Here is a 26,179-nt window from a genome sequence, read left to right as displayed (position 1 = left end):
TCGGAACACCGATCGCACCGATTGCCAACTCTATTCGATTTCCGATGGCTTCCCGCCTACCGTCGCAGGCATGGCGAACATTCTCTTCGTGATGACCGGCGCCGACCGCTGGACGCTGGCGGACGGCACCCAGCACCCGACGGGCTTCTGGGCCGAGGAGGCCGTGGTCCCGTTCGAGGCCTTCACCGCGGCCGGGCACCAGATCACCGTGGCCACGCCCGGCGGTGTGGTGCCGCCCGTCGACGAGGCCAGCCTGAGCCCGGAGGCCACCGGCGGCGCCGAGACCGCCGCCCACCTGCGCGAGGCTGCCGCCGCCGACTTCGCCGACCCGGTCGCACTGGCCGACATCGACCTGGACGGCTTCGACGCGGTGTACGTGCCCGGCGGGCACGGCCCGATGGAGGACCTCGCCTCCGACGCCGACTCCGGCCGGCTCCTCGCCCGCGCCCTGCGGGAGGGCAGGCCGCTCGGCGTGGTCTGCCACGGGCCGGCCGCACTGCTGGCCGCCACCACCGACGAGGGCGGCAACGCCTTCGCCGGGTACCGGATCACGGCGTTCAGCAACGCCGAGGAGGAGCTGGCCGGCAACGCCGCCAAGGCGCGCTGGCTGCTGCAGGACCGGCTCACGGAGGCGGGCCTGAAGGTCGAGACGGGTGAGCCGTTCGCGCCGCACGTGGTGACCGACCGCACCGTGGTGACCGGGCAGAACCCCGCCTCGTCCGCTCTACTCGCCGCGGAACTGCTGAAACTGCTGGCTGCCGGGTCCGTGTCCTGACACAGGAGCCGACGCGCACCAGCCACCAGGACTGGCTGGTGCGCGCGGAGTCCACAGCGGACCGTGGCAGCATGGGGTGGTGACCGAATCCCGCGCCGAGGACGCCCCGCTGACCCTCTACCTGGTCAAGCGGCTGGAGCTGGTGATCCGCTCGCTGATGGACGACGCGCTGCGCCCGTTCGGGCTGACCACCCTGCAGTACACCGCGCTGACCGCGCTGCGGCACCGCAACGGGCTGTCGTCCGCGCAGCTCGCGCGCCGCTCGTTCGTCCGGCCCCAGACCATGCACACCATGGTGCTCACGCTGGAGAAGTACGGGCTCATCGAGCGCGCGGAGGACCCGGCCAACCGCCGGGTCCTGCTCGCCACCCTCACCGAGCGCGGCAAGCGGGTCCTCGACGAGTGCACGCCGCTGGTCCGGGAGCTCGAGGACCGGATGCTGTCCGGCATGGACGACGACCGCCGCGCCGGGTTCCGACGGGACCTGGAGGACGGCTACGGGATGCTCGCCTCGCACGCCAACGCTCAGCGCGCGTTGACGAACGGCGGCGGCGAGTAACGCGCGAACGCCGCGTCCCCGATCGTCGAAGCCACCTCCTGCAGCCGCTCCGGCCGCGCCGCGTCCGACCAGGCGCCGGTGCGGATGCGCTGCTGCACAGCGAACAACCCGGCGAGGTACTCGGCCGGGGTGAACGCGCAATGCCCCACCCGCTGCACGTACGCCTGCCGCAGCAGGGCGCTCTCCCCCGCGCGGGCCACGCGCAGCGCGTAGTCCCGCTGGTACTCCACCGGCGCGAGCTGATCGGCGATCGTGTGCAGGGTCAGCTCCGGCACGCGCAACTCCCCCGTCGGCGTCGACGTGCGCCGCATCCAGGCCAGCGCCCCGGCGTCCGGGGCGATGTCCGCGGCGCGGGTGAGCGCGCCCAGGTCGGCGTGCAGGTCCAGGCCCGCCTCCCGGTAGAGCGCGGCGACCTGCCGCAGCTGCGCGGACCGGTGCACCAGCCGCGCGTAATCGACGCCGGTGTTCCAGCCGCTGTCGCCGCCGGCCACCGAGACGATGCTGACGCGCGACGGGATCACGAACGGCAGCGTCTGCAACAGCCACGTGTACTGCGCTTGTTGCTGCTGGGCGAAGTCCGCAGGCGGCCGCGGCCCCGTGGACCACGTCGGCATGTTCATCAACGAGGCCGCGAGCGCGATCCGCGCGCGGCCGTCCGGAGTGGCCTGCGCCCGCTGCACCGCGGTGGTGAGGGCGGTGACGGTGGCGGCGGCCTGCGCCGGCGTGGTGAACCCGGTGAGCTGGACCTCCTGCCCGGGCAGCAACAGCTCGGCGAGGGCGTGCATGCCGTCGAGCTGGTAGTTGTTCAGGTTCACCCCGCCGCCGACGAGACCGCACGTGGTCAGCACCCCGTCGACGCGACCGCCCTCGGCGAGCAGCGCCGACACCAGGCCGCCCATCGACTGCCCCAGCGCGACCACCTCGCGCGCGGTTCCGATGCGCTCCTCGACCGTGGCGAGGGTGCCGAGCTGGTCGGCCACCGCGGTGTCGAGCGCCCAGCCCGCGTGGGCGTAGGACGATCCGGCGAGCGCGTAGCCGCGGTCCAGCAGCGCCTGCGCGGTCGCCGCGTCGGGCGCGTCGGCGGGCGGGTTGTCCGGGCCGGGGCGGAAACCGTGGCTGAACAACACCAGCGTGCCGTTCCAGCCGGCGGGCACGTCGGCGATCCAGGTGGCGCCGTTCGGCAACGTCCCGGTGAGCCGGGTCGCGGCGCTCGCCGGCGCGGCGGGCAGGACGACGGCGAGCACCAGCGCCAGCAGCAGGACCCCGAGACGGCGGGTCACGCCTCACCCCGCGGGGTCAGCGCGACGGCGACCAGCGCCAGCAGGGCCATCCCGGCGAGGTAGAGGCCCACCAGCAGCGAGCTGCCGGAGGCGGTGAAGATCGCGGTCGCCACCACCGGCGCGAGGCCGCCGCCGACCACGTTCCCCAGCTGGTAGCCCAGCGACACGCCGCTGTAGCGGATGCGGGTCGGGAACTGGTCGGACAGCAGCGCGGGCAGCGGCCCGTACTGGGCGGACACGGTGATGACCGTGACCACGCACGCCACCAGCGCCAGCACGAACACGCCGGTGTCGAACACGAGGAAGAACAGCAGCGCCGCGACGGCCTGCGCGATCGCGCCCGCGGCGATCACCTTGCGGCGGCCGAAGCGGTCGGCCAGCCCGGACAGCCCGTAGATCGCGCCGAGCTGCACCACGCTGGTGAGGATCACGACGATCAGCAGCTCGTTGCGGGAGTAGCCGACTTCCGCGGTGCCGTAGGACAGGATGTAGGTGAGGATGATGTAGCCCATCGCGGTCGACGCGCCGGTCACGAACACCGCCCGCAGCACGGCCAGCGGGTGGTCGCGCAGCACCTCCAGCAGCGGCACGCGCGCCGGGCGGTGCCGCGCGGCCTCCTCGAACAGCGGGCTTTCGGTGAGGCGGCGCCGGATCACCAGGCCGAAGATCACCAGCACGAAGCTGACCAGGAAGCCCAGCCGCCAGCCCCACTCGACGAACGCCTCGCGCGTCGAGGTCGAGGCGACCAGCAGCACCAGGTTCGCGACGATCGCGCCCGCCGGGACGCCGAGCTGCGGCGCTGCGCCGTAGAGCCCGCGGCGGGACGGCGGCGCGTGCTCGACGGCCATCAGCGCCGCGCCGCCCCATTCGGCGCCGACCCCGACGCCCTGTGCCAGCCGCAGGACCACGAGCAGGATCGGCGCGGCCACGCCGATCTGGGCGTAGGTCGGCAGCAACCCGACCAGCACGGTGGCCGTGCCCATGATCAGCAGCGAGATCACGAGCATCCGCTTGCGGCCGATCCGGTCGCCGAAGTGGCCCGCCACGATCCCGCCGACCGGGCGCGCCAGGAACCCGACCGCGAACGTGGTCAGCGACGCGAGCTGGCTGACCGCGGGGTTGCTGGAGGGGAAGAACTGCGGCCCGAAGACGAGCGCGGCGGCCGCGCCGTAGAGGAAGAAGTCGTACCACTCGATGGCGGTGCCCACGAAACTCGCCACGGCGACCCGCCGGGCTTCGCGGGTGCCCGAGGCCTGCGCGGAGACGGCTGGCTGGTGCGTCATCGAACCACCAATCATCAGAGACCCTGATATGAGGAGGAAGGATGGCATCGGGGCACGAACCCGTCAAGGCTCTTGACTGAGTACTCACTCAGGGGCAGTGTCGGCAGCGACCCGCGACGGCGCGGGAGACGAGGAGACTCACCATGGCGGGACGGGTTGCGGGCAAGGTCGCGTTGATCACCGGCGCCGCGCGGGGCCAGGGCCGGGCGGACGCGGTGCGCCTGGCGCAGGAGGGCGCCGACGTGATCGTGGTGGACATCGCCGCCACGCTGCCCAGCGTCACCTACGCCTCCCCCACGCTCGCCGATCTGGACGAGACCGTGAGCCTGGTGGAGAAGACCGGGCGGCGGGCGGTGCGGGTGCAGGCGGACGTGCGGGACCTGGCGGCGCTGCGGGCGGGCGTGGACGCGGGCGTCGCCGAGCTGGGCGGGCTGGACATCGTGGTGGCCAACGCCGGGATCTGCGTGCCCGCGCAGTGGGACGACGTGACCGAGGAGATCTTCGACGACACGATCGGCGTGAACGTGCGCGGCGTGTGGAACACGGTGATGGCGGGCGCGCCGCACCTGGTCGAGCGGGGCGGCGGGTCGATCATCCTGATCAGCTCGGCGGCCGGGATGAAGGTGCAGCCATTCCTCGTGCCGTACACGACGAGCAAGTGGGCGGTGCGCGGCATGGCGAAGGCCTTCGCGACCGAGCTGGCGCGGCACAACATCCGGGTCAACAGCGTGCACCCGACGGGCGTGAACACCGGGATGACCGGCGAGGGGCTGCAGGCCGCGTTCGCCAAGGGGTTCGAGCGCGACCCGAAGCTCGCCGGGATGCTGACGAACCTGTTGCCGGTGGTGATCACCGAACCCGAGGACGTCGCCGACACGGTGCTGTTCCTCGCCTCGGACGAGTCGAAGTACGTCACCGCGCACGAGCTGGCTCCGGACGCGGGGGTGACCGAGTTCTGAGCGCCGTGGACGAACCCGCCGCCTCCGGCCGCGACCGGATCCTGGCCGCGGCGGAGGAGCTGTTCGCCGAGCGCGGGTACGCGCGCACGTCGACCGCGCGCCTGGCGGCCGCGGCCGGGGTGCCGCAGGGGCTGATCTTCTACCACTTCGGCACGAAGGAAGGCCTGCTGCTGGCGCTGATCCGGGAACGGTCGACGCGCACGCTGGCGGACCTGGTGCCGGCCACCGTCCCGCCCGACGCGCACGCCGCGGTGGCCGAGCTGTGGCGGCGGCTGGCGCGGCACCTCGGCGAGCAGACGCCGATGCACCGGATCGTGTTCCGGGAAAGCGAGCACCACCCGGAGCTGCAGGCCCGCGCCCGCGAAATCCACGACTCCATCATCACGGCGGTGAGCGCCTACCTGGCCCGGGTGACTGGGGACGCCAGACCGGCGCCCCGGCACCACGCCGCGGCGCGGATGCTGGTGGCGACGTCGTCGGCGACCTCGGTGACGCCCGGCGCGCCCCCACTGGCCGCAAAGGTGGTGGCGGACCTGCTGCTGAACGGGCTCGGCTGAGCTTCAGCTCGCATAGGGCGGCGGGACGGCGGGACAGTGGTCACCATGACCGACACCGCACTGCAGCGCATGGACAACATCGCCATCGTCGTCGACGACCTCGCCGCCGCCAAGGCGTTCTTCACCGAACTCGGCTTGGAGCTGGAAGTCGAGGCGACACTGGAGGGCAGCCTGGTGGACCGCCTCCTCCGGCTCGACGGCGTCCGGACGGACATCGCGATGATGCGGACCCCCGACGGCCACGGACGGGTCGAGCTGACCAAGTACCACTCACCCGCCAGCCCGGACGGCGCCCAGACCGTGCACGCGCTGGGCGGGCACCGCATCATGTTCGCCGTCCGGGACATCGACGACGTGCTCGACCGCCTCCGGGCGCACGGCGCGGAACCCGTCGGCGAAGTGGTGCGGTACGGCGACAGCTACCGGCTCTGCTACGTCCGCGGCCCCGCCGGGATCTTCGTCGCGCTCGCCGAGGAGCTCGGCTGAGCGGCCACCCGGGCCAGGACGTCGACCGCGCGCGCCCAGCGCTCTTCGTCCAGCCCGGCCTGCGTCGTGATGCGCAGCCGGGAAATCCCGTCGGGCACGGACGGCGGCCGGAAACACCCCACCCGCACTCCCGCCGCGAGCGCGTCGGCCTGGGCGGCGAGCGCGGCGTGCGGTGAGGGCATCGGCACCGACAGCACCGCGCCCGCCGAGCGCGGCACGCTCAGCCGCTCGGCCAGTCCCGCGCCGCGCTCGTGGATCCGGGCCGGGAGGTCCGGCCGGGCGCGCAGTGTGCGCAACGCGGCCAGAGCCCCGGCGGTGGGCGCGGGCGCCAGCCCGGTGTCGAAGATGAACGGGCGCGCCCGGTTGACGAGGTGGTCGATCAGCGCGGCGGAGCCGAGGACCGCGCCACCCATCGCGCCCAGCGACTTGGACAACGTCGCCGTCATCACCACGTGCGGATGACCGGACAGGCCGAGTCCGTGCAGCAGTCCCCGGCCACCGTCGCCGGCCACGCCGAGCCCGTGCGCCTCGTCGACGACGAGCAGCGCGTCGTGCTCCGCGCACACCCCGGCCAGCTCGGCGAGCGGCGCGGCGTCGCCGAGGACCGAGAACACCGACTCGGTCAGCACGAGCGCCCTGCGGTCACCGGCGGCGGCCAGCGCATCCCGGACGGAGGTGACGTCGTTGTGCGGGACCACCCGGACGGCGGCCCGGGACAGGCGCGCGGCGTCGATCAGCGACGCGTGGACGTGGGCGTCCGAGACGATCACCGTGTCCCGGTCCGCCAGCGCGGTCACCGCCGACAGGTTGGCGTGGTAGCCGGTGGAGAACACCAGCGCCGCCTCGCGGCCGGTGAACTCGGCCAGTTCGCGCTCCAGCTCGGCGTGCAGCGTGGTCGTGCCGGTCACCAGGCGGGACGCGCCGGCGCCTGCGCCCCAGACGAGCGCGGCTTCGGCTGCCGCGCGGCGGACGCCGGGATCGCCGCTCAACCCCAGGTAGTCGTTGCTCGCCAGGTCGATGAGGTCATCGCCGGCCGTCCGCGGGCGCAGCGTGCGCTGCAGGCCGGCGGCCTCTCGCGCGGTGCGCTGCGTGGCGAGCCACTCCGCCCAGCTCATGCGACCGCCGCCGCGGCCGCGATGCCACGGCAGATCGTGGCGATGTCGTCGTCGGTGCACACGTACGGCGGCATGGTGTAGATCAGGTCGCGGAACGGCCGCAGCCACACGCCCTCCGCCAGCGCCGCCTCGGTCGCCTTGGCCACGTCGACCGGGTGGTCCAGCTGGACCACGCCGACCGCGCCGAGCACCCGCACGTCGGCCGCCTCGATCCCGTGCAGCGCCTGCAATCCCGCGTTGATCCGGCGCACGTCGGCCCGCCAGTCCACACTGGTCAGCAGGTCCAGGCTGGCGCTGGCGACCGCGCAGGCCAGCGGGTTGCCCATGAACGTGGGCCCGTGCATGAGCACACCGGAGTCGCTGGCCGACAGTCCCCTGGCGACCTCGGTCGTGCACAGGGTGGCGGCCAGCGACAGGTAACCGCCGGTGAGCGCCTTGCCGACGCACATCACGTCCGGCGCCACGCCCGCGGCGTCGGCGGCGAAGAGCGTGCCGGTGCGGCCGAAACCGGTGGCGATCTCGTCGAAGATCAGCACCAGCCCGTGCTCGTCGGCCACCTCCCGGAAGACCGGCAGACAGCTCGCCGGATAGGGGTGCATGCCGCCGGCGCCCTGCAGCAGGGGCTCCACGATCAGCCCGGCCAGACGTCCGGCGTGCTCGGCCGCGAGCGCGCGGAAGCCCGCCGCCCACCCGGCGACGTCCACGTCGGACCGGGGCGGGCGGTCGCCGAACACCTGCTCCGGCAGCAGCCCCGACCACATCGCGTGCATGCCGCCGTCCGGGTCGCACACGCTCATGCAGTCGAAGGTGTCGCCGTGGTAGCCGCCGCGAACGGTGAGGAACCGCGTCCGCTCCGGGTGGCCGGTTCCGCGCTGGTACTGCAGCGCCATCTTCATCGCCACCTCGACGCTCACCGAGCCGGAGTCGGCGAGGAACACGTGCTCCAGCCCGGCCGGGGTGAGGTCGACCAGCCGCGCCGCGAGTTCGACGGCGGGCTCGTGGGTGAGACCGCCGAACATCACGTGCGACATCGTCGCCAGCTGGCGCCGCGCCGCCTCGTCGAGCACCGGGTGCCGGTAGCCGTGGATCGCCGACCACCACGACGCCATGCCGTCGACCACCTCCCCGGCGCCGTCGACGGTGATCCGGCTGCCGGACGCGCCGGTGACCAGCCGCACCTGGGCCGGATCGGTCATCGAGGTGTACGGGTGCCACAGGTGCCCGCGGTCGAACGCGAGCAGTTCGGCGGGTGTCATCACGCGTTGGGGACGACGGCGGTGCCCGCGCCGCGCCGCCGGATCGCCGGGTCCACGGGTTCCCTCGCCGCGATGTCCTCTTCGGAGCCGAGCACGACGAAACCGTTGTCGCGGACCATTTCCAGGTCCGCCTCGGCGGCCTGCCCCTCGGAGGTGAGGTAGTCGCCGAGGAAGATCGAGTTGGCCACGTGCAGCGCGAGCGGCTGCAGCGAACGCAGGTGCATCTCGCGGCCGCCCGCGATGCGGATCTCCTTGTCCGGGCAGACGAACCGCGCCATGGCCAGGATCTTCAGGCACCGCAACGGGGACAGCTCCCACGTGTCCGCCAGCGGGGTGCCGTCGAAGGGCATCAGGAAGTTGACCGGGATCGAGTCGGCGTCCAGCTCCTTGAGCGCGAACAGCGCTTCGACCAGCTGCTCGTCGGTCTCCCCCAGCCCGGCGATGAGTCCCGAGCAGGGCGACAGCCCGCCGCGCTTCGCCTTCTCCACGGTGTCCACCCGGTCGGCGTAGGTGTGGGTCTGGACGATGTTGTGGTGGTGGCTCTCGGCCGTGTTGATGTTGTGGTTGTAGGCGTCCACCCCGGCGTCGGCGAGGCGCTCGGCCTGCCCGTCGGAGAGCAGGCCGAGGCAGGCGCAGACCTCGACGTCCGGGTGCTCGGCCTTCAGCGCCCCGACCATCTCGGCGACGCGGTCGATGTCCCGGTTGGACGGTCCGCGCCCGGAGGAGACCAGGCACACCCGCCCGGCGCCACCGGAGATCCCGGCGCCGGCCTGCTTGAGGGCCTCCTCCGTGGACAGCCAGGAGTACTTGAGGATGGGCGCCGCGGAGCCGAGCGCCTGGGAGCAGTAGTTGCAGTTCTCCGGGCACAGACCGGACTTCAGGTTCACCAGGTAGTTGACCTTGACGGTGTTGCCGAAGTGCGCGCGGCGCAGCCTGCCCGCCGCGGTGACGACGGACAGCACTTCGGCGTCGTCGGCGCCCAGCACGGCAAGGGCGTCGCCGGGCCCGGCGGGTACCCCGGCGAGGACCGCGTCGGCGAGCTGCTCGAACCTGGAGCCCATCCACTTTCTCCTGACTCAGAGTGACTATTCGATTACAACCTGAACGGTGTTCGGGTGAGCGGCGCTGACGGTACACTGGGCGCCGCGAACAGGTCAATGGGAGGAGTCCGGCGTGCGCTACCAGCGGCGCGATGTCGTCGAGCGCGCGATCGAGGTCCTCGACGAGTACGGCCTGGAGTCGCTCACCATGCGCCGGCTGGCCGCCGAACTCGGGCTGCAACCGAGCGCGCTCTACCACCACGTGCCGAACAAGCAGACGCTGCTGGCCGCGGTCGCCGACGAAATCCTCGAACGCGGCAAGCGTGAGCGCCGGGCCGCCGAGTGGGACCAGCGGGCGGTGGAGATCTGCGCCGAACTGCGCGACGCGATGCTGGCCTACCGGGACGGCGCCGAGGTGGTCGCCACCGCGCACACCTTCGGCCTCGGCGCGGGCGAACCGGCTGAGCAGTTACGGAAGGCCCTGCGCGACGGCGGCCTGCCGGACGACCTCGTCGACGTCGGCACCCGGGCGCTGCTGCACCTGGTGTTCGGCCACACGGCGGACGAACAGGCGGCGCTGCAGGCCTCCAGCGCCGGGGCGATCGACCGGGAACCCGGCGGTCCCGGCGACTTCGAGCAGGGAATCGAACTGCTCCTGGACGGCATCCGCTCGCGCGTGCGCCGCTGACCACCCTCCGGAGCAGCTCGCCAGGACGGCCGCGGCAAGTTCCTCCGGCGGTGCGACGAAGTCCGGGACGGAGTGCCCGAACTTCGGCTCCTCCGCAACGGCGACCGCCGCCTCGGCCCGCTCGTGGTCGGTCACGTCCAACGCGAACCGCAGCACGTTGCCGCCGGACCCGATCGACCCGGCCAAGGCCGCGCGTGTGCTGCTCGATCGCGCCAGTGAGATCCCGGTCCAGTCACGCCGGTACCAATCCGCCGTTCACGTGCTCGAGCCGTTCGCCCGGCGGCCGGCCGCCCCATCGCCGGGCTTCGGCGGAGCGGGCGTTCTCCGGTCAGCCGGGTGTCCCCGCCCGCGCCCGGTCCACGCCCGCCGCGTGCATCCGGTGCACGTGCAGTTCACCCTCGGACAACAGCGTCACGGCGGCACTGCGCCGGCGCGGGCAGCGGCGGCCACATCGGACAGAAGCCCGGCGCAGGTGCTGACTTAGGTCCTCGCCACGGGTGGCTTACGCCCGTTTCCCGCGGCGGCGCCGCTCGCACACGCTGGACCTGTAGAGCCGACGAGGAGGAACCATGCGACACACGCACCGGCACTGGCGCGAACTGAGCCGGACCGAGCAAGGAGCCATCGTTGCGGCGGCAGCCCTGCAGGTGGCCCTGGCCGCCGACGCGTGGTGGGACCTGTCCCGCCGCCCGGCCGAATCCGTGCGCGGCCCGAAGGGCGCCTGGGCGCTGGCGATCGCCGTGAACTTCCTCGGCCCGCTGGCCTACCGGCGCTTCGGCCGCAAGCCGGTCATCGAGCCGGAACCGGCGCACCCGTGAGGCGCTGCGCCCGGATCGCCGGGCTGGTCCTGGTCACGGCTCTGCTGGTCGCCTCGTGCGCGGCGGGGCCGAACGACGCCGCGGCGGGCACGCCCGACCCTGCCGGGTTCTGGCTCGGCGTGTGGCACGGGATCATCTGCCCGATCGCGTTCATCGTCTCGCTGTTCGACGACAGTGTCGGCATCTACGAGGTGCACAACAACGGCAACTGGTACAACTTCGGCTTCGTCTTCGGCATCGCCCTGATGAGCTCGATCTTCAGCCGCCCCGTGTTCACGGCACCAGCCAGGCGGCGACGGCGGAAGTCCTGACCACGGCGGCTCGGGAAGCCCGCTCACCGGTGGTGCGCGATCTCCTCCTGGAGCCGCTCGAACCGGTGCCGCGCACGCTCGTCGGCCGCGGCCTGCTCGGCGGCGGCCGCCACGTGCCCGTCCGGCCCCGGGAACACCAGCGTGATCCGGTCGTCCTCCAGCCAGTGCACCAGGTAGGGCGGCGCACCGTCGGGCGAGCGCACCTCGATGACCTGGCCGCGCCGCGCCGGCTGCCCGATCACGGGCGACTTGATGACCAGCCAGTCCCCTGGTTCAGCGCGCATGATCCACCGGTTCCCCTCCGTCGCCGGCCATCTCGGACCCCGTGAACGAGTTGAGCGACCGGAAGCTGCTCATCAGCTGCGCCGGGAAGACGATCGTGGAGTTGCGCTCGATCGCGGTCCCGGCGAGCACCCGCAGGTTGAGCGGAAGCCGCCGCAGTCGTGCCTCGGCCGCGGTCCAGCCGACCACGATCGGGCCGGCGGGGTGGCAGGACATCAGTGGGGCCTCGTTCTCAGGTCGGATTTGGTGCCGCATGCCAGGGGTTCAGGCCCTCGGGACGCGTTCGACGGCGTCGAAGTGCTCGACGTCTCCCGCATAACACCGCGCCTCGATCACGCCCGGCACGCCCTCCGCGAGCGCCGCGGCGATCTCGTCGTCCCGCTGCCCGCCCTCGCTGTCGAGGATCAGCGCCCGGCCGTCCTTGACGTCCACGTACCACCGGTCCGCCCGCCCGAGCACGGCCAGGCGGGCGCGGATGTCGTGTTCCAGCAGGGCGTCCGGCCGGGCCAGCACGCGGACCAGATCGCGCGCGGTGATCACGCCGACGATCCGGTTGCCGTCCACCACCGGGACGGCGCGGATCGCGCGGCCGGCCATCATCCGGCCCACTTCGGTCACGTCGGTCTCCGGACCGACCGTGACGACGCCGGTGGTCATCACCTCGCCGACCCGGCGGGCGACCTTCGTGCCCTCGCCGCGGAAGCGGTCGGCGACGAAGTCGGATTCGGTGACGATCCCGGCGAGCCGGTCCTCCTCGGTGACCGGCAGGGCCGTGAACCCGCGCTGGGCCATCAGCCATTCCGCCGTCTTGACGGGCGTGCCCGGCTCGACGGTGACGGCCGGGGCGCTCATGATGTCTCGTGCTCGCATGGGATTCTCGTTTCAGCGGTCGTGTTCGGGACGGACGACCATCACCGGGCACTGGGCGTGGTGCAGCAGCGCCTGGCTGGTCGAACCGAGCAGCAGCCCGCCGAACCCGCCGCGCCCGCGGCTGCCGACCACGACCAGCTGGGCCTGCGCACTCCAGTCGAGCAGCTGGTGACGGGGGCGGTCCCGCACCACGACCCGCTCGACCTTCACGTCCGGGTGCCGCTCCTGCCTGCCGCTCAGCTGCTCGGCCAGAAGCCGCTGCTCGTCCTGCTCGATCTCGTCCCAGTCCACCGCCAGCGGCAGGGTCCCGTAGTAGCCGGTGAACTGGTCGTCGCTCCACGCGTGCACCGCGATCAGCGGCGCGCCCCGCCAGGACGCCTCCTCGAACGCCGTGTCCAGCGCCCGCTCGCTGTTCGAGCTGCCGTCCACGCCGACGACCACCGGCCCGTCCTCGGTGTCCCGGCCGCGGACGACCGCGACGGGGCATCGGGCGTGGGCCGAAACCTCGACGGTGGTCGATCCGGTGAGCATGCCGGTGAAGCCACCGGCGCCCGAGCTGCCGAGCACGATCATCCGGGCGCCGCGGGACCGGGACACCAGCAGGGGCGCCGCGGGCTCGTCCGGCATCTCCGAGGTGATCGTGACTTCGTCGCCGGCGACCTCGCGGGCGGTCCGCACCGCCTCCGCCAGCGTCTTCTCGCCTGCCCGCACCAGCTCGTCGTAGGTGTTCTGCAGCACCGGCATCCCGGCCCCGTAGAACCCGGCGAGCGGGGCGAACGCGTACACGACGTGCAGTGGCTCGTGGCGGCGCCGCGCGTTCGCGGCGGCCCACCGAAGTGCCCGGAGGGAATGTTCGGATCCGTCGATCCCGACGACGATCGCGTCCTGCGCGCTGCTCATGGTCATGCCCACGAACGTAGGGAGACGAGGCGCCCGCGGGCAGCAGGCCATGGTCACCGGCCGCAGGGACTTCCGGCCCTGCCGCGGCCGCCGGGCCGAAGGTCCCGGCGACCGGGGACCAGCGGCCGTCGTGCACGCGCGAGCCGCGGGCGCACGGTGGAAGCGCCAAGGAGGTGGTCACCGTGACCGACACCGAACTCGACCGTCGCCGGCTCGCACTGGCGCGGCTCAAGCGCAAGCACGACTACTACGCGCACGTGCTCGTCTTCGTCCTCTTCAACGGATTCCTCGTCGGGATCTGGGCGCTCACCGACGCGGGGTTCTTCTGGCCGGTGTTCTCGCTCGGGCTCTGGGGCTTCGGCCTGATCATGCACACCTGGGACACGTTCGCGCCGAACTCGCCCAGCGAGAAACGAATCCGCAGGGAGATGGACCGGATGCCGTGACCGCGTCGCTCCGGCCCCGTGCGGCTCCGCGGTCCACATCGGACTGGGCGTCGTCCGGGCTCAGCTGATCCACACGCCGCTGTCCACCACCCAGATCCCGCCGTCGCCGGCGCGCGCCGGCTGCCGCAGCTGCAGGCTCACGATGCGGCCGGTCGCGGTGTCGGTCACCTCCGCGGTGTGCGGGTCGGCGAGGGCGACGTCCGCCCCGCTCCAGCCGAGCCGGGACCGCACGAACGCTCCGGCCACGGCCGCCACGTCCAGTCGCCACGGCTGGTGCCCCTGGTCCACCGACTCCTGCAGGGCGGCGGCGTCCGCGGCGGACATGCCCTCCCCGGCGATGGTCGTGCCCGGCGCGGGGGTCTGCGCGGTCTTCGTGGTCTGTGGGGTCTGGGGCGCGGTGGTGGTCTTCCTCGTCGTGGTCGCCGGGCCCGGCCCGCTCGCCGAGGTCGGGCCCGCCGGCTGCGCGGAACTGGTCTGCGGCGCGGGCGGCGGATTGTCGTCCCCGCCGCACGCGGTGAGCGCGCCGACGAGCGCGGCCGCGGCCACCGCGGCGGCGGTCCGGGCGACTGTGGTCATGGCGGTCCCCTTTCTGCTGTCCCCCGCCTCATCAACCGCCGGGAGCGGAAAGCGGCGAAAGAGCCGGTGGTCCCCGGAACAGGGCCCGAAGTCCCGGGCAGGAAGGACGGAACCGCCCGTGGCGGACGGGCACTTCGGCCCTGGGCCGGCCGCCGCGGGAGCAGCAGCATCGGCCTTTTCCGGGAGAGGAGCCAAGCATGACGGTCCGGGTGGGCATCAACGGATTCGGCAGGATCGGACGGGACCTCCTGCGCGGAGTGCTCGACCGCGCGGGCAGCGACATCGAAGTGGTCGGCGTCAACGACGTGGCCTCGGCCACCACGCTCGCGCACCTGCTGCGCTACGACTCGACGTTCGGGCCGCTCCGGCAGCCCGTCGAGGTCCACGACGGCGGGCACTTCGGGCCGGTTCTGGAGGTCGGCGCGCACCGGGTGCACGTCAGCTCCTGCCCGGACCCGGCGGACCTGCCCTGGGAGGCGCTCGGCGCCGACGTCGTCATCGAGTCGACCGGCCGGTTCCGCACACGGGAGGCCGCCGCGGCGCACCTGGCCGCGGGCGCCCGCAAAGTGGTGATCTCCGCGCCCGGCAAGGGTGTCGACGCCACCATCGTGATGGGCGTCAACGAGGACGACTACGACCCGCACGCGCACGACGTCGTCTCCAACGCCTCCTGCACCACCAACTGCGTGGCGCCGATGGTCAAGGTGCTGCACGAGGCGTTCGGGGTGCGGCGCGGCCTGCTGACCACGATCCACAGCTACACCAACGACCAGGCGCTGCTCGACGGCCCGCACAAGGACCTGCGCCGCGCGCGCTCGGCCGCGGTCAACATGATCCCGACCAGCACCGGCGCCGCCAAGGCGGTCGGCGAGGTCCTGCCCGACCTGGCAGGAAAGCTCGACGGGGTCGCCGTCCGCGTCCCGGTCGAGAACGGCTCGCTCACCGACCTCGCCGTCGAGGTCTCGGAGCCGGTCACGCCCGGGCAGGTCAACCGCGCCTTCGCGGTCTCCGCCGACGGCGAGCTCAAGGGGATCCTGCGGTACACCGAGGACCCCATCGTCTCCCGCGACATCATCGGCGACCCCGCATCCTGCGTGTTCGACGCGAGCCTGACCAAGACCGAGGACAACCTCGTGAAGGTCTTCGGCTGGTACGACAACGAATGGGGCTACAGCCAGCGCACCCTCGACCTGGTCGAGCTCATCGGCCACAGCCTGTGAGGAAGAGCCGGCCATGACCGCGTGCAGCAGCATCAAGGCCGACACCGGCGGGTTCGTCGGTCACTCGGCAGTGCACCCCGAGATGCTCTCCACCGCGCAGGACCTGCTCTCGGACGCGTTCAGCGGCAAGCTGCGCGGCGTAGGCGCCGGATACGCGGAGCCGGTGATCCGCTTCCTGGCGGACAAGACCGGGCCCGGCGCATGGAACCTCCGGCCGCACAAGATGCGCTCCGGGTTCTCCTTCGAGGTCTACGACCTCTACGAGGAGAGCCGCATCGTCTTCGACTGCCCGGAACGGATCTACGACCTGCTCATCGCGTTTCCACACTCCCTGGTCGGCTGTATGCGCGGCTCGCACCACGCGCCCGTCGTGCCGGTGTCGGAGTCGCACCCGGCGCGGTTCGACGGAGCGCGTCGACAGGCCGGGGAGATCATGGACTACCTGCGCCGCCACGGGCCGTTCGAGCCGCACCGCCTCGCGCTGGAGGACCTGGAGTACACCACCATGCACGCGCTGGAGGAACGGCTGATCGACCGCTGGCAGCCGCTGCCCGCCCAGCCCGTGCCGGCCGGGCACTGAGGAGCCCGCGGTGCTCCGGGGCACGATCCCGCTCGGGCGGTACGCCGGTGTGCCGGTCGGCGCGCACTGGTCGGTGCTGGTCATCCTGGTGCTGCTGACCGACGTCATCGCGACGTCCGTCCTGCCCGCCGCCGCCCCCGGTCACGCCACCGGCGCGTACTGGGGGACGGCGGTGGCGGCGTCGGTGTGCTTCCTCGCCTCGTTGCTGGCGCACGAGCTGGGGCACGCGGTCACCGCAAGGCACTACGGCGTCGGGGTCAAGCGGATCACGCTCTGGCTGCTCGGCGGCGCGGCGGAACTGGAAGGCAGCACGCCGAACCCGCGCGCGGACTTCGTCATCGCCGCGATCGGGCCTGCGATCAGCCTCGTGCTCGGCGGCCTGTGCTGGGGCACCGCGTTCCTCGCCGCCGGCGTCCTGCCCGAGCTCGTGGCCACCGGCATCGCCTGGATCGGGATCACCAACGTCGTGCTGGCGCTGTTCAACCTGCTGCCCGGCACACCGCTGGACGGAGGCAGGGTGCTGCGTGCCGCGGTGTGGAAGCGCACCGGCGACCGCGCCCGCGCCGCGCTCGTCGCCGGGCGCACCGGCCAGGTGCTCGGCGTCCTGCTGATGGTGCTGGGCGTCAGTGAAGTGCTCGTGCTGGGGCAGCTGAGCGGGTTGTGGCTGGCGCTCATCGGGTGGTTCCTGGTGTCCGCGGCGCAGGCCGAGCTGACCGGGGACACCACCCGGTCCCTGCTCGGCGACCGCACGGTGCGAGCGGTCCTGGATCCCGCCCCGGTGACCGCGCCCGGCTGGCTGACCGTGGAGGCGTTCCTCGACACCGTCGCGGTCGCCGCCAGGACACGGGTGTTCCCGGTGGTCTCGTTCGACGGCGCCCCGCTCGGTGTGGTCACTCTGGGCGAGCTGGCCCGGCTGCCCGCGCGGCTGCGCTTCGAGACCCGGCTCGCCGACGTCGCGCGGCCGCTGGACGCCGCGGTGACCGCGGGCCCGGACGAGCGGCTCGCCGACGTGCTCGCCCGCACCGCCCTGCGGCCCGGCCGGGACCTGCTGGTCGTCCTCGACCACGGCAGGCTCGCGGGCGCCGTGACCGCGGACGACCTCGTCCGCACGGTCGAACTCGCCGTCCTCGGCAAGCAGGCGGAGGCGCCGGCCGCCGAGCCGCGCTCCCAGGCGTGACGCCGCCCGGGAGGCAGGGCCTTCCGCCACCGCGGCCGGGGACTTTCGCCGCTCCCCCGCGCCGGGGAGATCGCGGTTGGCTGAACCGGAGACCCACCGGAGGAGAGGACACCCGACATGTCGCGTGCGGCGAAGCCAGGGCCCCCGCCCGATCCCGCGCCCAAACCCCAGCCGCCGAAGCCGCCGGCCTGGCAGCGCTGGTTGTCGCCCCTGCTGTGGCTGGTCGTGCTGGGTGCGGTGCTGGGGCCCATCTGGCTGTTCTCGCCCGGCGGATCGACCCTGCCCTACACCGAGTTCGTGGCCAAGGTCGACGCGAACCAGGTCGAGAAGGTCACCGTCGACGACGTCGGCACGGTCACCGGCACCCTCCGCGACGGCACCGCGTTCAGCAGCCAGGTCCCGACCGCGCTCGGCGACACCGGGCTGGAGCGGAGGCTGGCCGACCACGGCGTCGCCGTCTCCGGCAAGCTGCACACGTCGTGGACCTCGCTGCTGGTCACCTTCCTGCCGGTGGTGCTGCTGATCGGCCTGTTCTTCTGGATGGGCCGCCGCGCGCAGGGTTCGCCGATCGGCGGTGTCATGGGGTTCGGCCGCGCCAAGGCCAAGATCATCGAGGCCCAGCGCCCGACCACCCGCTTCACCGACGTCGCCGGCTACGAGGGCGTCAAACAGGAGATCGGCGAGGTCGTCGACTTCCTGCGCAACCCCGGCCGCTACGCCGCAGCGGGCGCCAAGGGGCCACGCGGCGTGATCATGGTCGGCCCGCCCGGCACCGGCAAGACCCTGATCGCCCGTGCGGTCGCCGGCGAGGCCAGCGTGCCGTTCCTGTCGGTCACCGGCTCGGCGTTCGTCGAGATGTTCGTCGGGGTCGGGGCCTCCCGGGTGCGGGACCTGTTCACCGAAGCCCGCAACCGCGCCCCGGCGATCATCTTCATCGACGAGATCGACGCCGTGGGCAGCCGCCGCGGGCTCAACGGGTTCGGCGGGCAGGACGAGCGCGAGCAGACCCTCAACCAGCTGCTGTCCGAAATGGACGGATTCGACCAGAGCAGCGGGATCGTCGTGCTCGCCGCCACCAACCGGCCCGAGTCGCTGGATCCGGCGCTGCTGCGGCCCGGCCGCTTCGACCGGCAGGTCACCATCCCGCTGCCCAACCAGCAGGAGCGGCTGGCGATCCTGCGCGTGCACGTCGACGGCAAGCACGTCGGCGAGGACGTCGACCTGGAGGTCGTCGCCCGCGGCACGCCAGGCTTCTCCGGCGCCGACCTGGCCAACCTGGTCAACGAGGCGGCCATCAACGCGGTGCGGGACAACCGCACGGTCATCCGCGCCGCCGACCTGGCCGCCGCCCGCGACCGCGTGCTGCTCGGCCGCCGCGAGACCTCCAACGCGCTGCTCCCCGAGGAACGGCGCGCCGTCGCGGTGCACGAGTCCGGGCACGCCCTGATCGCGGCGCTGTGCGACCACGCCGATCCCGTCGCGAAGGTGACCATCCTGCCCGCCGGCATGGCGCTGGGCAGCACCGAGCAACTGCCCGAGGCCGAACGGCACCTCTACAGCGAGGCCTACCTCCGGGACCTGCTCGCCGTGCGGATGGGCGGCCGGGCGGCGGAGATCGTCACCTTCGCGCAGGGCTCCACCGGCGCCGCCAACGACATCGCCGACGCCACCGAACTCGCCACCAAGATGGTCACCGAGTTCGGCCTCTCCCCCGCGCTGGGCCCGGTCGGCTACCCCACCGCGACACCGGCGTTCCTCGGCGGACCGCCACAGACGGCCAGGCACTACGCCGAGGAGACCCAGCGGATCGTCGACACCGAGGTGGCCCGGCTGCTCCGCGAGGCCGAAGACTTCGCCGTCCGCACCCTGCAGGACCACCGTGTGGCGCTGGAACACCTGGCCGCCCAGCTGGTGGAGCACGAGACCGTCGACGGCAGCGCGGTCACCGAAGCCCTGCGCGCCGAACGATCGCAGCGAACCCTGGCGTCGTGAAAGGACACGGCATGCGCACACTCCTGATCACGGTCGCGGCGGCCGTCGCGCTGGCGCTGACCACCGGGTGCGGCGCTGATCCGCCGCCCGCGCCCCGGCCCGGCGCGCCCGCGGGCAGCTCGATCCCCGCGCCGGTCATCAGCCCCCAGCCGCCCGGCCCGGGACCGATGGGCCGCGGCCCGATGCGGACGGCGCCACCCGGGCCAGGCGGCTGCGGGATCACCGCCGGCTGGACCACCTGGCCGCAGGAGGCCGGCGCGATGGCGCCGGAGGCGCTGTACTTGGTGCGGGCAGGCCAGCACGGCTGCTTCGACCGGCTGGTGTTCGACGTCAACGGCCCGGAGGAAGCCGGGTACGCGCTGCGCTACACCGACGTGGTGACCGCGGACGGCTCGGGCGAGCCGGTCCCGGTCGCGGGCGGCGCGGCGCTGGAGATCGTGGTGCGGGCGCCCGCGCTCGGCTACGACTCGTCGGGGCACGCGCCGGGACGCCTGCTCGCCGCCGTCGGCGACCGCCTCTACACCACCGACCAGCTGCGGGACTGGGCTGCGCTGCACGAAGTCCGCTTCGCGGGCTCGTTCGAGGGACAGAGCACCTTCGCCGCCGGCGTGCGGGAGCGGTTGCCGTTCCGTGTGTTCACCGTGCTCGACGACTCCTACCGCCGGGTCGTCGTCGACGTCGCCCACTGAAGGTGCGCCATGGACCGGCTCAGCCCGCTCGACGCCCTGTTCCTCGCCATCGAGGACGAGGACCCCTCCGCCTCGCTCGCGATCGCCTCGATCGCCGTGCTGGAGGCACCGGCCCCGCCGCAGGACGAGATCGTGCGGGACCTCACCCCACGGGTGTGGTCCCTGCCGCGGTACCGGCAGCGCCTGCGGAGGTACCCGCTGGACCTGGCCGCCCCGGCGTGGGTCGAGGAGGACGGGTTCGACCCCGCCACCCACTTCCACCGGGTCGCCGCGCCGTCGCCCGGCGACGACGCCGCGCTGCGCGAGGTGGTCGGCCTCGTCATGTCCGAACGGCTGCCGCGGGACCGTCCACTGTGGGAGTGCTGGGTGATCGAGGGGCTGGCCGAGGGCCGGTGGGCGATGCTGTCCAAAGTGCACCACTGCCTGACCGACGGGATCGGCGGGAACGCGCTGCACGAGGCGATGTTCGGTGACGAGCCCCCGCCCCGGCCTGAAGCCTGGCCGGCCGCGGAGACGGCGCCGGAGCCGGGCGGGCTGCGCCTGCTGGCGGGCGGCCTGCGCACCGCGTTGTCCGTCCCGGTGGAGCAGATGCGCGTGCTGGCCGGCGCCGCGCGATCGCCACGGCGGATGGCCGCCCAGGTCACCGGCGCGGTTCGGGGCCTGGCCTCGCTCGCCCGTGCCCTGGTCCCGCTGAAGGCCTCGTCGCTGCGCGGGAAGATCCACGCCGACCGGCGGTACGCGATGACCGGCACCTCGCTCGGCGAGGTCGCGCGGATCGCCACCGGGTTCGGCGTGACCGTCAACGACGTCGTGCTCGCCACGATCACAGCGGGCCTGCGGCAGCTGCTCCTGGAGCGGGGCGAGGAGCCCTCCGCGACGTCGGTGCGCAGCCTGGTGCCGGTGAGCGTCCGGTCGCGCTCCGACCAGTCCACACTGGACAACCACGTGTCGCTCATGCTGCCCATGCTGCCAGTGGACGTCGCCGACCCGGTCGAGCGGCTGCGCACCGTGCACGAACGCCTCGCCGTGCACAAGGCGAGCAGGGAACGGGAAGCGGGCCAGGCGGTGCTGTCGTTCGCCGGGCACGAGCCCTATCCCCCGGTGTCCTGGGCGATGCACGCCGCGCCGTGGCTGGTCGAGCGCATGCTCGTCACCGTCACCACCAACGTGCCGGGACCGCGCGAGCAGCTGCACCTGCTCGGCCGTCCGGTGGTCGCGCTCTACCCCTACGTGCCGATCGCCCTGCGGCTGCGGATCGGCGTGGCCGTCCTCAGTTACCACGACCGGCTCGCGTTCGGCGTGACCGCCGACTTCGACAGCGTGCCCGACGTGGACGTCGTCGTCCGCGCCATCGAGAAGGACCTGGACCAGCTGGGCAAGGCCGTGCCCGGGAAGGAAGGCAGCCGTGCTGCACACCGTCGACGTCGGTGACCTCGCCGTCTCCGCGTACCGCCACGTGGTCCCGGACGAGATCATGGACCCGCTGCTCGACCTCGCCCGCGAGCTGCGCGGCGCCCGGATCCTGCACGTGAGCGCCACCCCCTACGGCGGCGGGGTGTCGGAGCTGCTGCGCTCGGCCGTGCCGCTCTACACCGACCTCGGGCTGCCCGCGACGTGGAAGATCATCAGCGGCCGGCCGCCGTTCTTCACCGTCACCAAGAAGATGCACAACGCCCTGCAGGGCTCCCTCGAGCCGCTCACCACGGCGGACATCGCACTGTACGAGGAAACCGCCGAGCGCAACGCCGCCGAACTGGCCGCCGACCCGCAGTTCGCCGGCACCGACTTCGTCTTCGTGCACGACCCTCAGCCGGTGCCGCTGCTCGCCTACGCCGGCCGCGACCACCGGTCGTGGATCTGGCGCTGCCACATCGACACCTCCGAACCCGACCCCGCCACCTGGTCCTACCTGGCGGGGTTCGCGGACCACTACGACGCCGCCGTGTTCACCATGGCGGAGTTCGTCCCGCCCGACCTCGACCCGGGACGGGTGGAGATCATCCCGCCCGCGATCGACCCGCTCAGCCCGAAGAACATGTCGCTGGACGACCGCACGGCGCGGGCGGTGCTCAACTGGATCGGCATCGAGACCGACCGCCCGCTGATCACCCAGATCTCCCGCTTCGACCCGTGGAAGGACCCGCTCGGCGTGATCGAGGCCTACCGCCTCGTCCGCGCCGAGGTGCCCGGGGTCCAGCTCGCGCTCGCCGGCTCGATGGCGCTGGACGACCCCGAGGCGTGGGACATCTACCGCACGATCAGCGAGGCAGCCCAGTCCGATCCGGGGATCCACCTGTTCACCAACCTCACCGGCGTCGGCAACGTCGAGGTCAACGCGTTCCAGCGGCTGTCGGACGTGATGGTGCAGAAGTCGCTGCGCGAGGGGTTCGGCCTGGTGGTGTCCGAGGCGATGTGGAAGGGCACCCCCGTCGTCGCCGGCCGGGCGGGCGGTATTCCGCTGCAGATGGCCGACGGCGCGGGCGGGCTGCTGGTCGACTCGGTGGCCGGGTGCGCGGAGGCGGTCGTGGACCTGCTCACCGGGCGGGCGCGCGCGGCGGTGCTCGCCGCCGCCGGGCGGGAACGCGTGCGCAAGCACTTCCTGCTGCCGCGCCTGCTGCTCGACGAGCTGACCCTCCTCGCGGGACTGCGTGCTGGGAATCGCCCCGGCTCCCTGCGCACCGCCGGCGACGGACGGGACCCGGAGTGCGGCATGACCGTCGCCGCCGGGCCGGGGATCCCGCTCGACCAGGACGGCAGGCACTACCGGTTCTGCTCGCACCGGTGCCGGGACGCCTTCCGCTCCCGGCGGAAGGAGGTTTCCGCATGACCGCGACATCCTGGCACGGCGGAGAACTCCGCCAGGACCCGCTCACCGGCGACTGGTCCGTGCTCGCGCCGCACCGCGCCCGCCGCCCGCACACCGGCGCCGTGGGCTGCCCGTTCTGCCCCGGCCCGTCGGAGGACACGCCGCCCGAAACGTGGCGGCTGCCCGCGCCGGGCGGCGGCTGGCTCGTGCGGTCGGTGCGCAACCGGTACGCGCTGTCCGACCACCACGAGGTGATCATCGAATCGCCGCGCCACGACTGGGACCTGGCTACCGGCACCGACGCGGAGGCGGCGAACGTGCTGTTCGCGTGGCGGGACCGGCTGCGCGCGCTCCGGACGGACGCGGCGCAGGTGGTGGTGTTCCGCAACCGCGGCGCCGCCGCCGGAACGTCGCTGGACCACCCGCACTCCCAGGTCGTCGGACTGCCGGTGCTGTCCGCGTCGGCGCGGCGCGAGCTGTCCGCCCAGCGGGAGCGATACGAGCGGCAGGGCAGGCCGTACACAGGCGAGGTGTCCGACACCTCGCGCGTCGTCCTCGACGACGGGCAGACCGTCGCGTTCGCGCCGTTCGCGCCCACCGCGGAGTTCGAGGTCCGGGTGGCGCCCCGCCGCCCGGCGGCCGACTTCGCGGGTGTGAGCACCGGCGAGCTGACCTCCGCCGCGGCCACGGTCCGCGCGATGCTGCGCGCACTGCGCGACGAGCTCGGCGACCCGCCGTACAACCTGTTCCTGCACACGGCGCCGTCCGGTCTGGAGCACGCGCCGTGGTTGTGCTGGTCGATGCGGATCGTGCCGCGCCTGGCTGTGCCCGCCGGGCTGGAACTGGCCACCGGCATCCCGGTGGTGACCACGATGCCGGAGGACGCCGCCCGACGGCTGCGCGCCAGGGCCGCGATTCCGGCGGTTCCCCCGGCGTAGACCCGGGGGAACCACTCGCGGTCGTCAGTCGTGGTACAGGTTGAACGGCATGATCTCGGTGCGGCCGCCAGGGCCGATCGCCACCACGCTGAAGTGCGCCAGCAGCGGCTCGTCCGGGTAGGCCCAGGTGAGGGTCCAGGCGCCGTTCTGCACCACGCCGGTGCCGAGCAGCTTCGCCAGGGACTCGGTCTCCGTGCCGGTCGGGGTGCTGTAGAACTCCACGCGGTCGGCTCCGGTGACCTCGGCGGTGACGGTGAGCGTCCCAGGCCCGTCCGGCAGCCGCAGCCAGCCGTCGCCGGCCGGGATCGGCGGCTGCCAGGTCACGGCGCCGATCGTGGGCGCCGCCGGCTGCCCGGCGAAGGACACCCGCACCGAGGTGGCGTTGATGACCTCGCCGTTGGCCGCGGACTCCTCGAAGAAGACCAGCCAGCCGGACCCGGCGGCCGCGGGCGGCGTGAACGTCACCGGCCCGCTGAACGGCCGGATCACGTCGCCCCCACCGGTGACGAACCCCCGGCCGATCTCGCCCTTGCCGTCGGCGAGCACCCGCACCGTCACCGTGCCCTCGAAGGCGACCGCCCTGCCGGTCACGGTGACCGGGGAGGTGATCGCCTGCCCGGCGCGGGGCTGGTCCACCAGGATGTTCGCGGTGCGGGTCCCGGTGACCGACCACCCGCCGCCGCCACGCCGCAGTGACACGATGGTCGCCAGCGCCTTGTTGGGCTGGCCGTCGGGCGTGCGGCTGTAGAAGGTGGCCTCGGCGGTGCCGCTGCCGGTGCGGGTCACCGGTCCGGGCACCGGCCGGTTCATGCCGGCCACATCGGTCAGGAAGGCACGAGCCGCTTCGGTCACGGCCGCGTCCTGTCCGCTGTCGTCGGTGGGCGGGGTCAGCTGGAGCCATTCGTAGAAGGCCGCCACGTCGCCCTCGAAGGAGTACACAGTGGACTTCACCGTCGGGAACTGCTTCAGGGTGGCGTCGAGTTCGGCCAGCAGCGCGGCGCTGCCGTAGCTGGAGGAGGCGTTCGGGATGATCCGGCTGAAGTCCTTGAAGTCCGCGCGGGCCACGCCGTTCGCGACGCGGACGCTGATCAGGGCGTCCGCCGTGGCGGAGCTGAAGAACGAGTGGTAGCCGGCGGCGCGTTCGGCCGCGGTCGGGCCGGCGAGCAGCTGCCCGAGCGCCGCGGTGGCCACCTGCTCGCTCCGCGGCACGGTCCGCTCGACCGGCACGACGCGGGCGGGGTCGTCGGCTTGGCCCTGGTGGAAGTACACGCGCACGACCATCGTGTCGCCGCCCGGCGGCGTCGGCCCGGGTGGCCCGCCGGGTTCGGCGGCCCGGTCGCGGATGGCGAAGAAGGTGACGCCGACAGCGACCAGGACGACGCCGGCGAGTGCGCCGATGGTGGCCCAGAGGCGGCGCTTGCTGACGGTGTTCATGGGTACCTCCCCGTTTTCCCACCGACGCTAGGAACCGGCCCCCGCGGCGCGGAACGGCCGGAAGGCCACTGCCGCGGGGACCAAGTTCCCGGCCGGCGCGGCGGTCAGGTGTCCCGCTGTCCCGACGGCGGGACCAGCTCGCCCGGAGCGTCATTCGCACGCTCCCCGGCGGCGCCGCGGGTGCGCAGCCAGCTCGCGGTGACCGCCGCGGCGAGCAGCACGGCGACCACGGCGAGCGACACGACGGTGGGGATCTTGACCAGGTCCAGCAGCAGCATCTTCACGCCGACCCACACGAGCACCAGCGCGAGGCCGAGCTTGAGGTACACGAAGCGGTGCACCAGGTCGGCGAGCAGGAAGTACATCGCGCGCAGGCCGAGGATGGCGAAGGCGTTGGAGGTGAACACCAGGAACGTCTCCTGGGTGACGGCGAAGATCGCGGGGATGGAGTCGACCGCGAATACGATGTCGGTCACCTCGATCAGCACGAGCACGGCCAGCAACGGGGTCGCCACCCACCGGCCTCCCTGCCGGACGAGGAACTTCGAACCGTGGTAGTCGGCCGTGACCGGGACGAACCGACGGAACAGCCGGAGCACCAGGCTGTGCCCGGGGTCGACGGTTTCGTCGCGGTGCCGCGCCAGGCGAACTCCGGTGGCGACCAGGAACGCGCCGAACACGTACAGGATCCAGGCGAAGCTCGCGATCAGCACCGACCCCGCGGCGATGAAGGCCGCCCGGAACACCAACGCCCCGAGCACCCCGTAGAACAGGACCCGGTGCTGGTGCTCCCGCGGCACCGCGAAGTAGCCGAAGATGATCGTGAAGACGAAGACGTTGTCGACCGCGAGCGACTTCTCGATCAGGTACCCGGCGAAGTACTGCGCGGCGAACTCACCGCCCCACACCCACCAGACGATCCCGCCGAACCCCGCGCCGAGCGCGACCCACACCGCCGACCAGGCGGCGGCCTCCCGCACGCCGACCACGTGCGCTCGGCGGTGGGCGAACAGGTCGGCGGCTAGCATCACGACGATCACGCCGAGCACGGCGGCCCACACCCACACCTCGACGACCACTGTCACACCTCCGGTTCAGTCCGACGAACCGGAGGTCTCCCCGACCACCCGGCTCCGCGAGCC

Annotated in this window: 29 protein-coding genes; 17 read left to right on the top strand and 12 right to left on the bottom strand. The window is 73.0% G+C overall.

Translation table 11 applies throughout. From position 1 onward, the window contains the following. Positions 1 to 70: 70 nt before the first annotated feature. Both ABZ193_RS14805 and ABZ193_RS14800 read left to right on the top strand, forming a co-directional pair. Positions 71 to 775, top strand: a complete 705-nt coding sequence (locus ABZ193_RS14805) for a type 1 glutamine amidotransferase domain-containing protein (RefSeq protein WP_354710194.1) — start codon at positions 71 to 73, stop codon at positions 773 to 775. A gap of 76 nt (positions 776 to 851) precedes the next feature. Next, on the top strand, positions 852 to 1,334 hold the full coding sequence (locus ABZ193_RS14800; RefSeq protein WP_354710193.1) for a MarR family transcriptional regulator: 483 nt from the start codon (positions 852 to 854) through the stop codon (positions 1,332 to 1,334). Here ABZ193_RS14800 and ABZ193_RS14795 read toward each other — a convergent pair. Together ABZ193_RS14795 and ABZ193_RS14790 are read right to left on the bottom strand one after the other, a co-directional pair. Then, a complete protein-coding gene (locus tag ABZ193_RS14795) occupies positions 1,301 to 2,614 on the bottom strand; it encodes an alpha/beta hydrolase (protein ID WP_354710192.1) in 1,314 nt (437 codons plus the stop codon). The two genes, ABZ193_RS14800 and ABZ193_RS14795, sit on opposite strands and share 34 nt — an antisense overlap. After that, positions 2,611 to 3,897, bottom strand: coding sequence for an MFS transporter (locus ABZ193_RS14790; protein ID WP_354710191.1), 1,287 nt, complete (start codon positions 3,895 to 3,897; stop codon positions 2,611 to 2,613). The genes ABZ193_RS14795 and ABZ193_RS14790 overlap by 4 nt, the downstream gene beginning before the upstream one ends. A 143-nt stretch (positions 3,898 to 4,040) precedes the next feature. Here ABZ193_RS14790 and ABZ193_RS14785 point away from each other — a divergent pair, with 143 nt between their 5' ends. The 3 genes from ABZ193_RS14785 to ABZ193_RS14775 are packed head-to-tail and all read left to right on the top strand — an operon-like array spanning position 4,041 to position 5,899. Continuing rightward, the gene (locus ABZ193_RS14785) at positions 4,041 to 4,856 is read left to right on the top strand and encodes a mycofactocin-coupled SDR family oxidoreductase (RefSeq protein ID WP_354710189.1); all 816 of its coding nucleotides are present in this window, start codon (positions 4,041 to 4,043) and stop codon (positions 4,854 to 4,856) included. 5 nt (positions 4,857 to 4,861) lie between these two features. Next, on the top strand, positions 4,862 to 5,413 hold the full coding sequence (locus tag ABZ193_RS14780; protein WP_020420132.1) for a TetR/AcrR family transcriptional regulator: 552 nt from the start codon (positions 4,862 to 4,864) through the stop codon (positions 5,411 to 5,413). A 45-nt stretch (positions 5,414 to 5,458) separates the two neighbouring features. Then, the gene (locus ABZ193_RS14775) at positions 5,459 to 5,899 is read left to right on the top strand and encodes a VOC family protein (protein WP_354710187.1); all 441 of its coding nucleotides are present in this window, start codon (positions 5,459 to 5,461) and stop codon (positions 5,897 to 5,899) included. Here ABZ193_RS14775 and ABZ193_RS14770 read toward each other — a convergent pair. Genes ABZ193_RS14770 through bioB form a run of 3 tightly spaced genes read right to left on the bottom strand, consistent with a single transcriptional unit; the run spans position 5,845 to position 9,331 of the window. Further along, positions 5,845 to 7,014, bottom strand: a complete 1,170-nt coding sequence (locus ABZ193_RS14770; protein ID WP_354710186.1) for an 8-amino-7-oxononanoate synthase — start codon at positions 7,012 to 7,014, stop codon at positions 5,845 to 5,847. The two genes, ABZ193_RS14775 and ABZ193_RS14770, sit on opposite strands and share 55 nt — an antisense overlap. Continuing rightward, a complete protein-coding gene (locus ABZ193_RS14765; RefSeq protein ID WP_354710185.1) occupies positions 7,011 to 8,270 on the bottom strand; it encodes an adenosylmethionine--8-amino-7-oxononanoate transaminase in 1,260 nt (419 codons plus the stop codon). The genes ABZ193_RS14770 and ABZ193_RS14765 overlap by 4 nt, the downstream gene beginning before the upstream one ends. Beyond that, positions 8,270 to 9,331 (bottom strand): biotin synthase BioB, encoded by a 1,062-nt coding sequence (bioB, locus tag ABZ193_RS14760; RefSeq protein WP_354710184.1) that lies wholly within the window; start codon positions 9,329 to 9,331, stop codon positions 8,270 to 8,272. Before bioB ends, ABZ193_RS14765 begins: the two co-directional genes overlap by 1 nt. A gap of 112 nt (positions 9,332 to 9,443) precedes the next feature. On the opposite strand from bioB, the gene ABZ193_RS14755 reads away from it, so the two are divergent. The 3 genes from ABZ193_RS14755 (at position 9,444) to ABZ193_RS14745 (ending at position 11,127) form a co-directional block, all read left to right on the top strand. Next, positions 9,444 to 9,998, top strand: a complete 555-nt coding sequence (locus tag ABZ193_RS14755) for a TetR/AcrR family transcriptional regulator C-terminal domain-containing protein (RefSeq protein WP_354710182.1) — start codon at positions 9,444 to 9,446, stop codon at positions 9,996 to 9,998. Positions 9,999 to 10,567: 569 nt separating this feature from the next. Beyond that, complete coding sequence (locus ABZ193_RS14750) at positions 10,568 to 10,816, top strand: PLDc N-terminal domain-containing protein (RefSeq protein ID WP_020420138.1); 249 nt, start codon at positions 10,568 to 10,570, stop codon at positions 10,814 to 10,816. Continuing rightward, a complete protein-coding gene (locus ABZ193_RS14745) occupies positions 10,813 to 11,127 on the top strand; it encodes a hypothetical protein (RefSeq protein ID WP_354710180.1) in 315 nt (104 codons plus the stop codon). Before ABZ193_RS14750 ends, ABZ193_RS14745 begins: the two co-directional genes overlap by 4 nt. 23 nt (positions 11,128 to 11,150) lie before the next feature. Here the strand turns inward: ABZ193_RS14745 and ABZ193_RS14740 are convergent, their stop codons facing one another. From ABZ193_RS14740 to ABZ193_RS14725, 4 genes are read right to left on the bottom strand one after another with little or no spacing between them, the layout of a single operon-like run. Then, a complete protein-coding gene (locus ABZ193_RS14740; protein ID WP_354710179.1) occupies positions 11,151 to 11,411 on the bottom strand; it encodes a DUF1918 domain-containing protein in 261 nt (86 codons plus the stop codon). Beyond that, positions 11,401 to 11,625 (bottom strand): hypothetical protein, encoded by a 225-nt coding sequence (locus ABZ193_RS14735; protein WP_020420141.1) that lies wholly within the window; start codon positions 11,623 to 11,625, stop codon positions 11,401 to 11,403. Before ABZ193_RS14735 ends, ABZ193_RS14740 begins: the two co-directional genes overlap by 11 nt. A gap of 48 nt (positions 11,626 to 11,673) precedes the next feature. Further along, complete coding sequence (locus tag ABZ193_RS14730) at positions 11,674 to 12,279, bottom strand: CBS domain-containing protein (protein ID WP_354710178.1); 606 nt, start codon at positions 12,277 to 12,279, stop codon at positions 11,674 to 11,676. Between the two features lie 12 nt (positions 12,280 to 12,291). Next, positions 12,292 to 13,185: a universal stress protein gene (locus ABZ193_RS14725; RefSeq protein ID WP_354710177.1), complete on the bottom strand. Its 894-nt coding sequence runs from the start codon at positions 13,183 to 13,185 to the stop codon at positions 12,292 to 12,294. 176 nt (positions 13,186 to 13,361) lie between these two features. On the opposite strand from ABZ193_RS14725, the gene ABZ193_RS14720 reads away from it, so the two are divergent. Continuing rightward, entirely contained in the window at positions 13,362 to 13,625 is a 264-nt protein-coding gene (locus ABZ193_RS14720) for a 2TM domain-containing protein (protein ID WP_354710176.1), read from the top strand. A 60-nt stretch (positions 13,626 to 13,685) separates the two neighbouring features. Here ABZ193_RS14720 and ABZ193_RS14715 read toward each other — a convergent pair whose 3' ends face one another. After that, the gene (locus ABZ193_RS14715; protein WP_354710175.1) at positions 13,686 to 14,201 is read right to left on the bottom strand and encodes a hypothetical protein; all 516 of its coding nucleotides are present in this window, start codon (positions 14,199 to 14,201) and stop codon (positions 13,686 to 13,688) included. Between the two features lie 197 nt (positions 14,202 to 14,398). Between ABZ193_RS14715 and gap the strand changes: the two genes are divergently transcribed. The 8 genes from gap to ABZ193_RS14675 all read left to right on the top strand — a co-directional run bounded on the left by gap (position 14,399) and on the right by ABZ193_RS14675 (position 23,603). Next, positions 14,399 to 15,421 carry a type I glyceraldehyde-3-phosphate dehydrogenase gene (gene gap, locus ABZ193_RS14710; RefSeq protein ID WP_020420145.1) on the top strand — a complete coding sequence of 341 codons (1,023 nt, stop codon included), beginning with the start codon at positions 14,399 to 14,401 and terminating at the stop codon, positions 15,419 to 15,421. Between the two features lie 13 nt (positions 15,422 to 15,434). After that, entirely contained in the window at positions 15,435 to 16,001 is a 567-nt protein-coding gene (locus ABZ193_RS14705; protein WP_020420146.1) for a fructose 1,6-bisphosphatase, read from the top strand. Positions 16,002 to 16,011: 10 nt separating this feature from the next. Further along, positions 16,012 to 17,178 carry a site-2 protease family protein gene (locus tag ABZ193_RS14700; RefSeq protein WP_020420147.1) on the top strand — a complete coding sequence of 389 codons (1,167 nt, stop codon included), beginning with the start codon at positions 16,012 to 16,014 and terminating at the stop codon, positions 17,176 to 17,178. A 117-nt stretch (positions 17,179 to 17,295) separates the two neighbouring features. Further along, entirely contained in the window at positions 17,296 to 19,170 is a 1,875-nt protein-coding gene (ftsH, locus tag ABZ193_RS14695; RefSeq protein ID WP_027936186.1) for an ATP-dependent zinc metalloprotease FtsH, read from the top strand. 11 nt (positions 19,171 to 19,181) lie between these two features. Continuing rightward, the gene (locus ABZ193_RS14690) at positions 19,182 to 19,859 is read left to right on the top strand and encodes a hypothetical protein (protein ID WP_354710174.1); all 678 of its coding nucleotides are present in this window, start codon (positions 19,182 to 19,184) and stop codon (positions 19,857 to 19,859) included. A gap of 9 nt (positions 19,860 to 19,868) precedes the next feature. Further along, positions 19,869 to 21,290 carry a wax ester/triacylglycerol synthase family O-acyltransferase gene (locus ABZ193_RS14685; RefSeq protein WP_020420150.1) on the top strand — a complete coding sequence of 474 codons (1,422 nt, stop codon included), beginning with the start codon at positions 19,869 to 19,871 and terminating at the stop codon, positions 21,288 to 21,290. Then, entirely contained in the window at positions 21,265 to 22,686 is a 1,422-nt protein-coding gene (locus tag ABZ193_RS14680) for a glycosyltransferase (RefSeq protein WP_020420151.1), read from the top strand. The genes ABZ193_RS14685 and ABZ193_RS14680 overlap by 26 nt, the downstream gene beginning before the upstream one ends. Next, positions 22,683 to 23,603, top strand: coding sequence for a galactose-1-phosphate uridylyltransferase (locus ABZ193_RS14675; protein WP_354710173.1), 921 nt, complete (start codon positions 22,683 to 22,685; stop codon positions 23,601 to 23,603). Before ABZ193_RS14680 ends, ABZ193_RS14675 begins: the two co-directional genes overlap by 4 nt. 24 nt (positions 23,604 to 23,627) lie before the next feature. Here ABZ193_RS14675 and ABZ193_RS14670 read toward each other — a convergent pair whose 3' ends face one another. Both ABZ193_RS14670 and ABZ193_RS14665 read right to left on the bottom strand, forming a co-directional pair. After that, on the bottom strand, positions 23,628 to 25,037 hold the full coding sequence (locus tag ABZ193_RS14670) for a Gmad2 immunoglobulin-like domain-containing protein (RefSeq protein ID WP_020420153.1): 1,410 nt from the start codon (positions 25,035 to 25,037) through the stop codon (positions 23,628 to 23,630). Between the two features lie 104 nt (positions 25,038 to 25,141). Then, positions 25,142 to 26,116: a TerC family protein gene (locus ABZ193_RS14665; RefSeq protein ID WP_020420154.1), complete on the bottom strand. Its 975-nt coding sequence runs from the start codon at positions 26,114 to 26,116 to the stop codon at positions 25,142 to 25,144. Positions 26,117 to 26,179: the final 63 nt, after the last annotated feature.

The organism is Amycolatopsis sp. NPDC006125, assembly GCF_040614195.1.
GTDB lineage: Bacteria > Actinomycetota > Actinomycetes > Mycobacteriales > Pseudonocardiaceae > Amycolatopsis_E > Amycolatopsis_E tucumanensis.
This window is presented reverse-complemented; position numbering and strand designations above follow the sequence as displayed.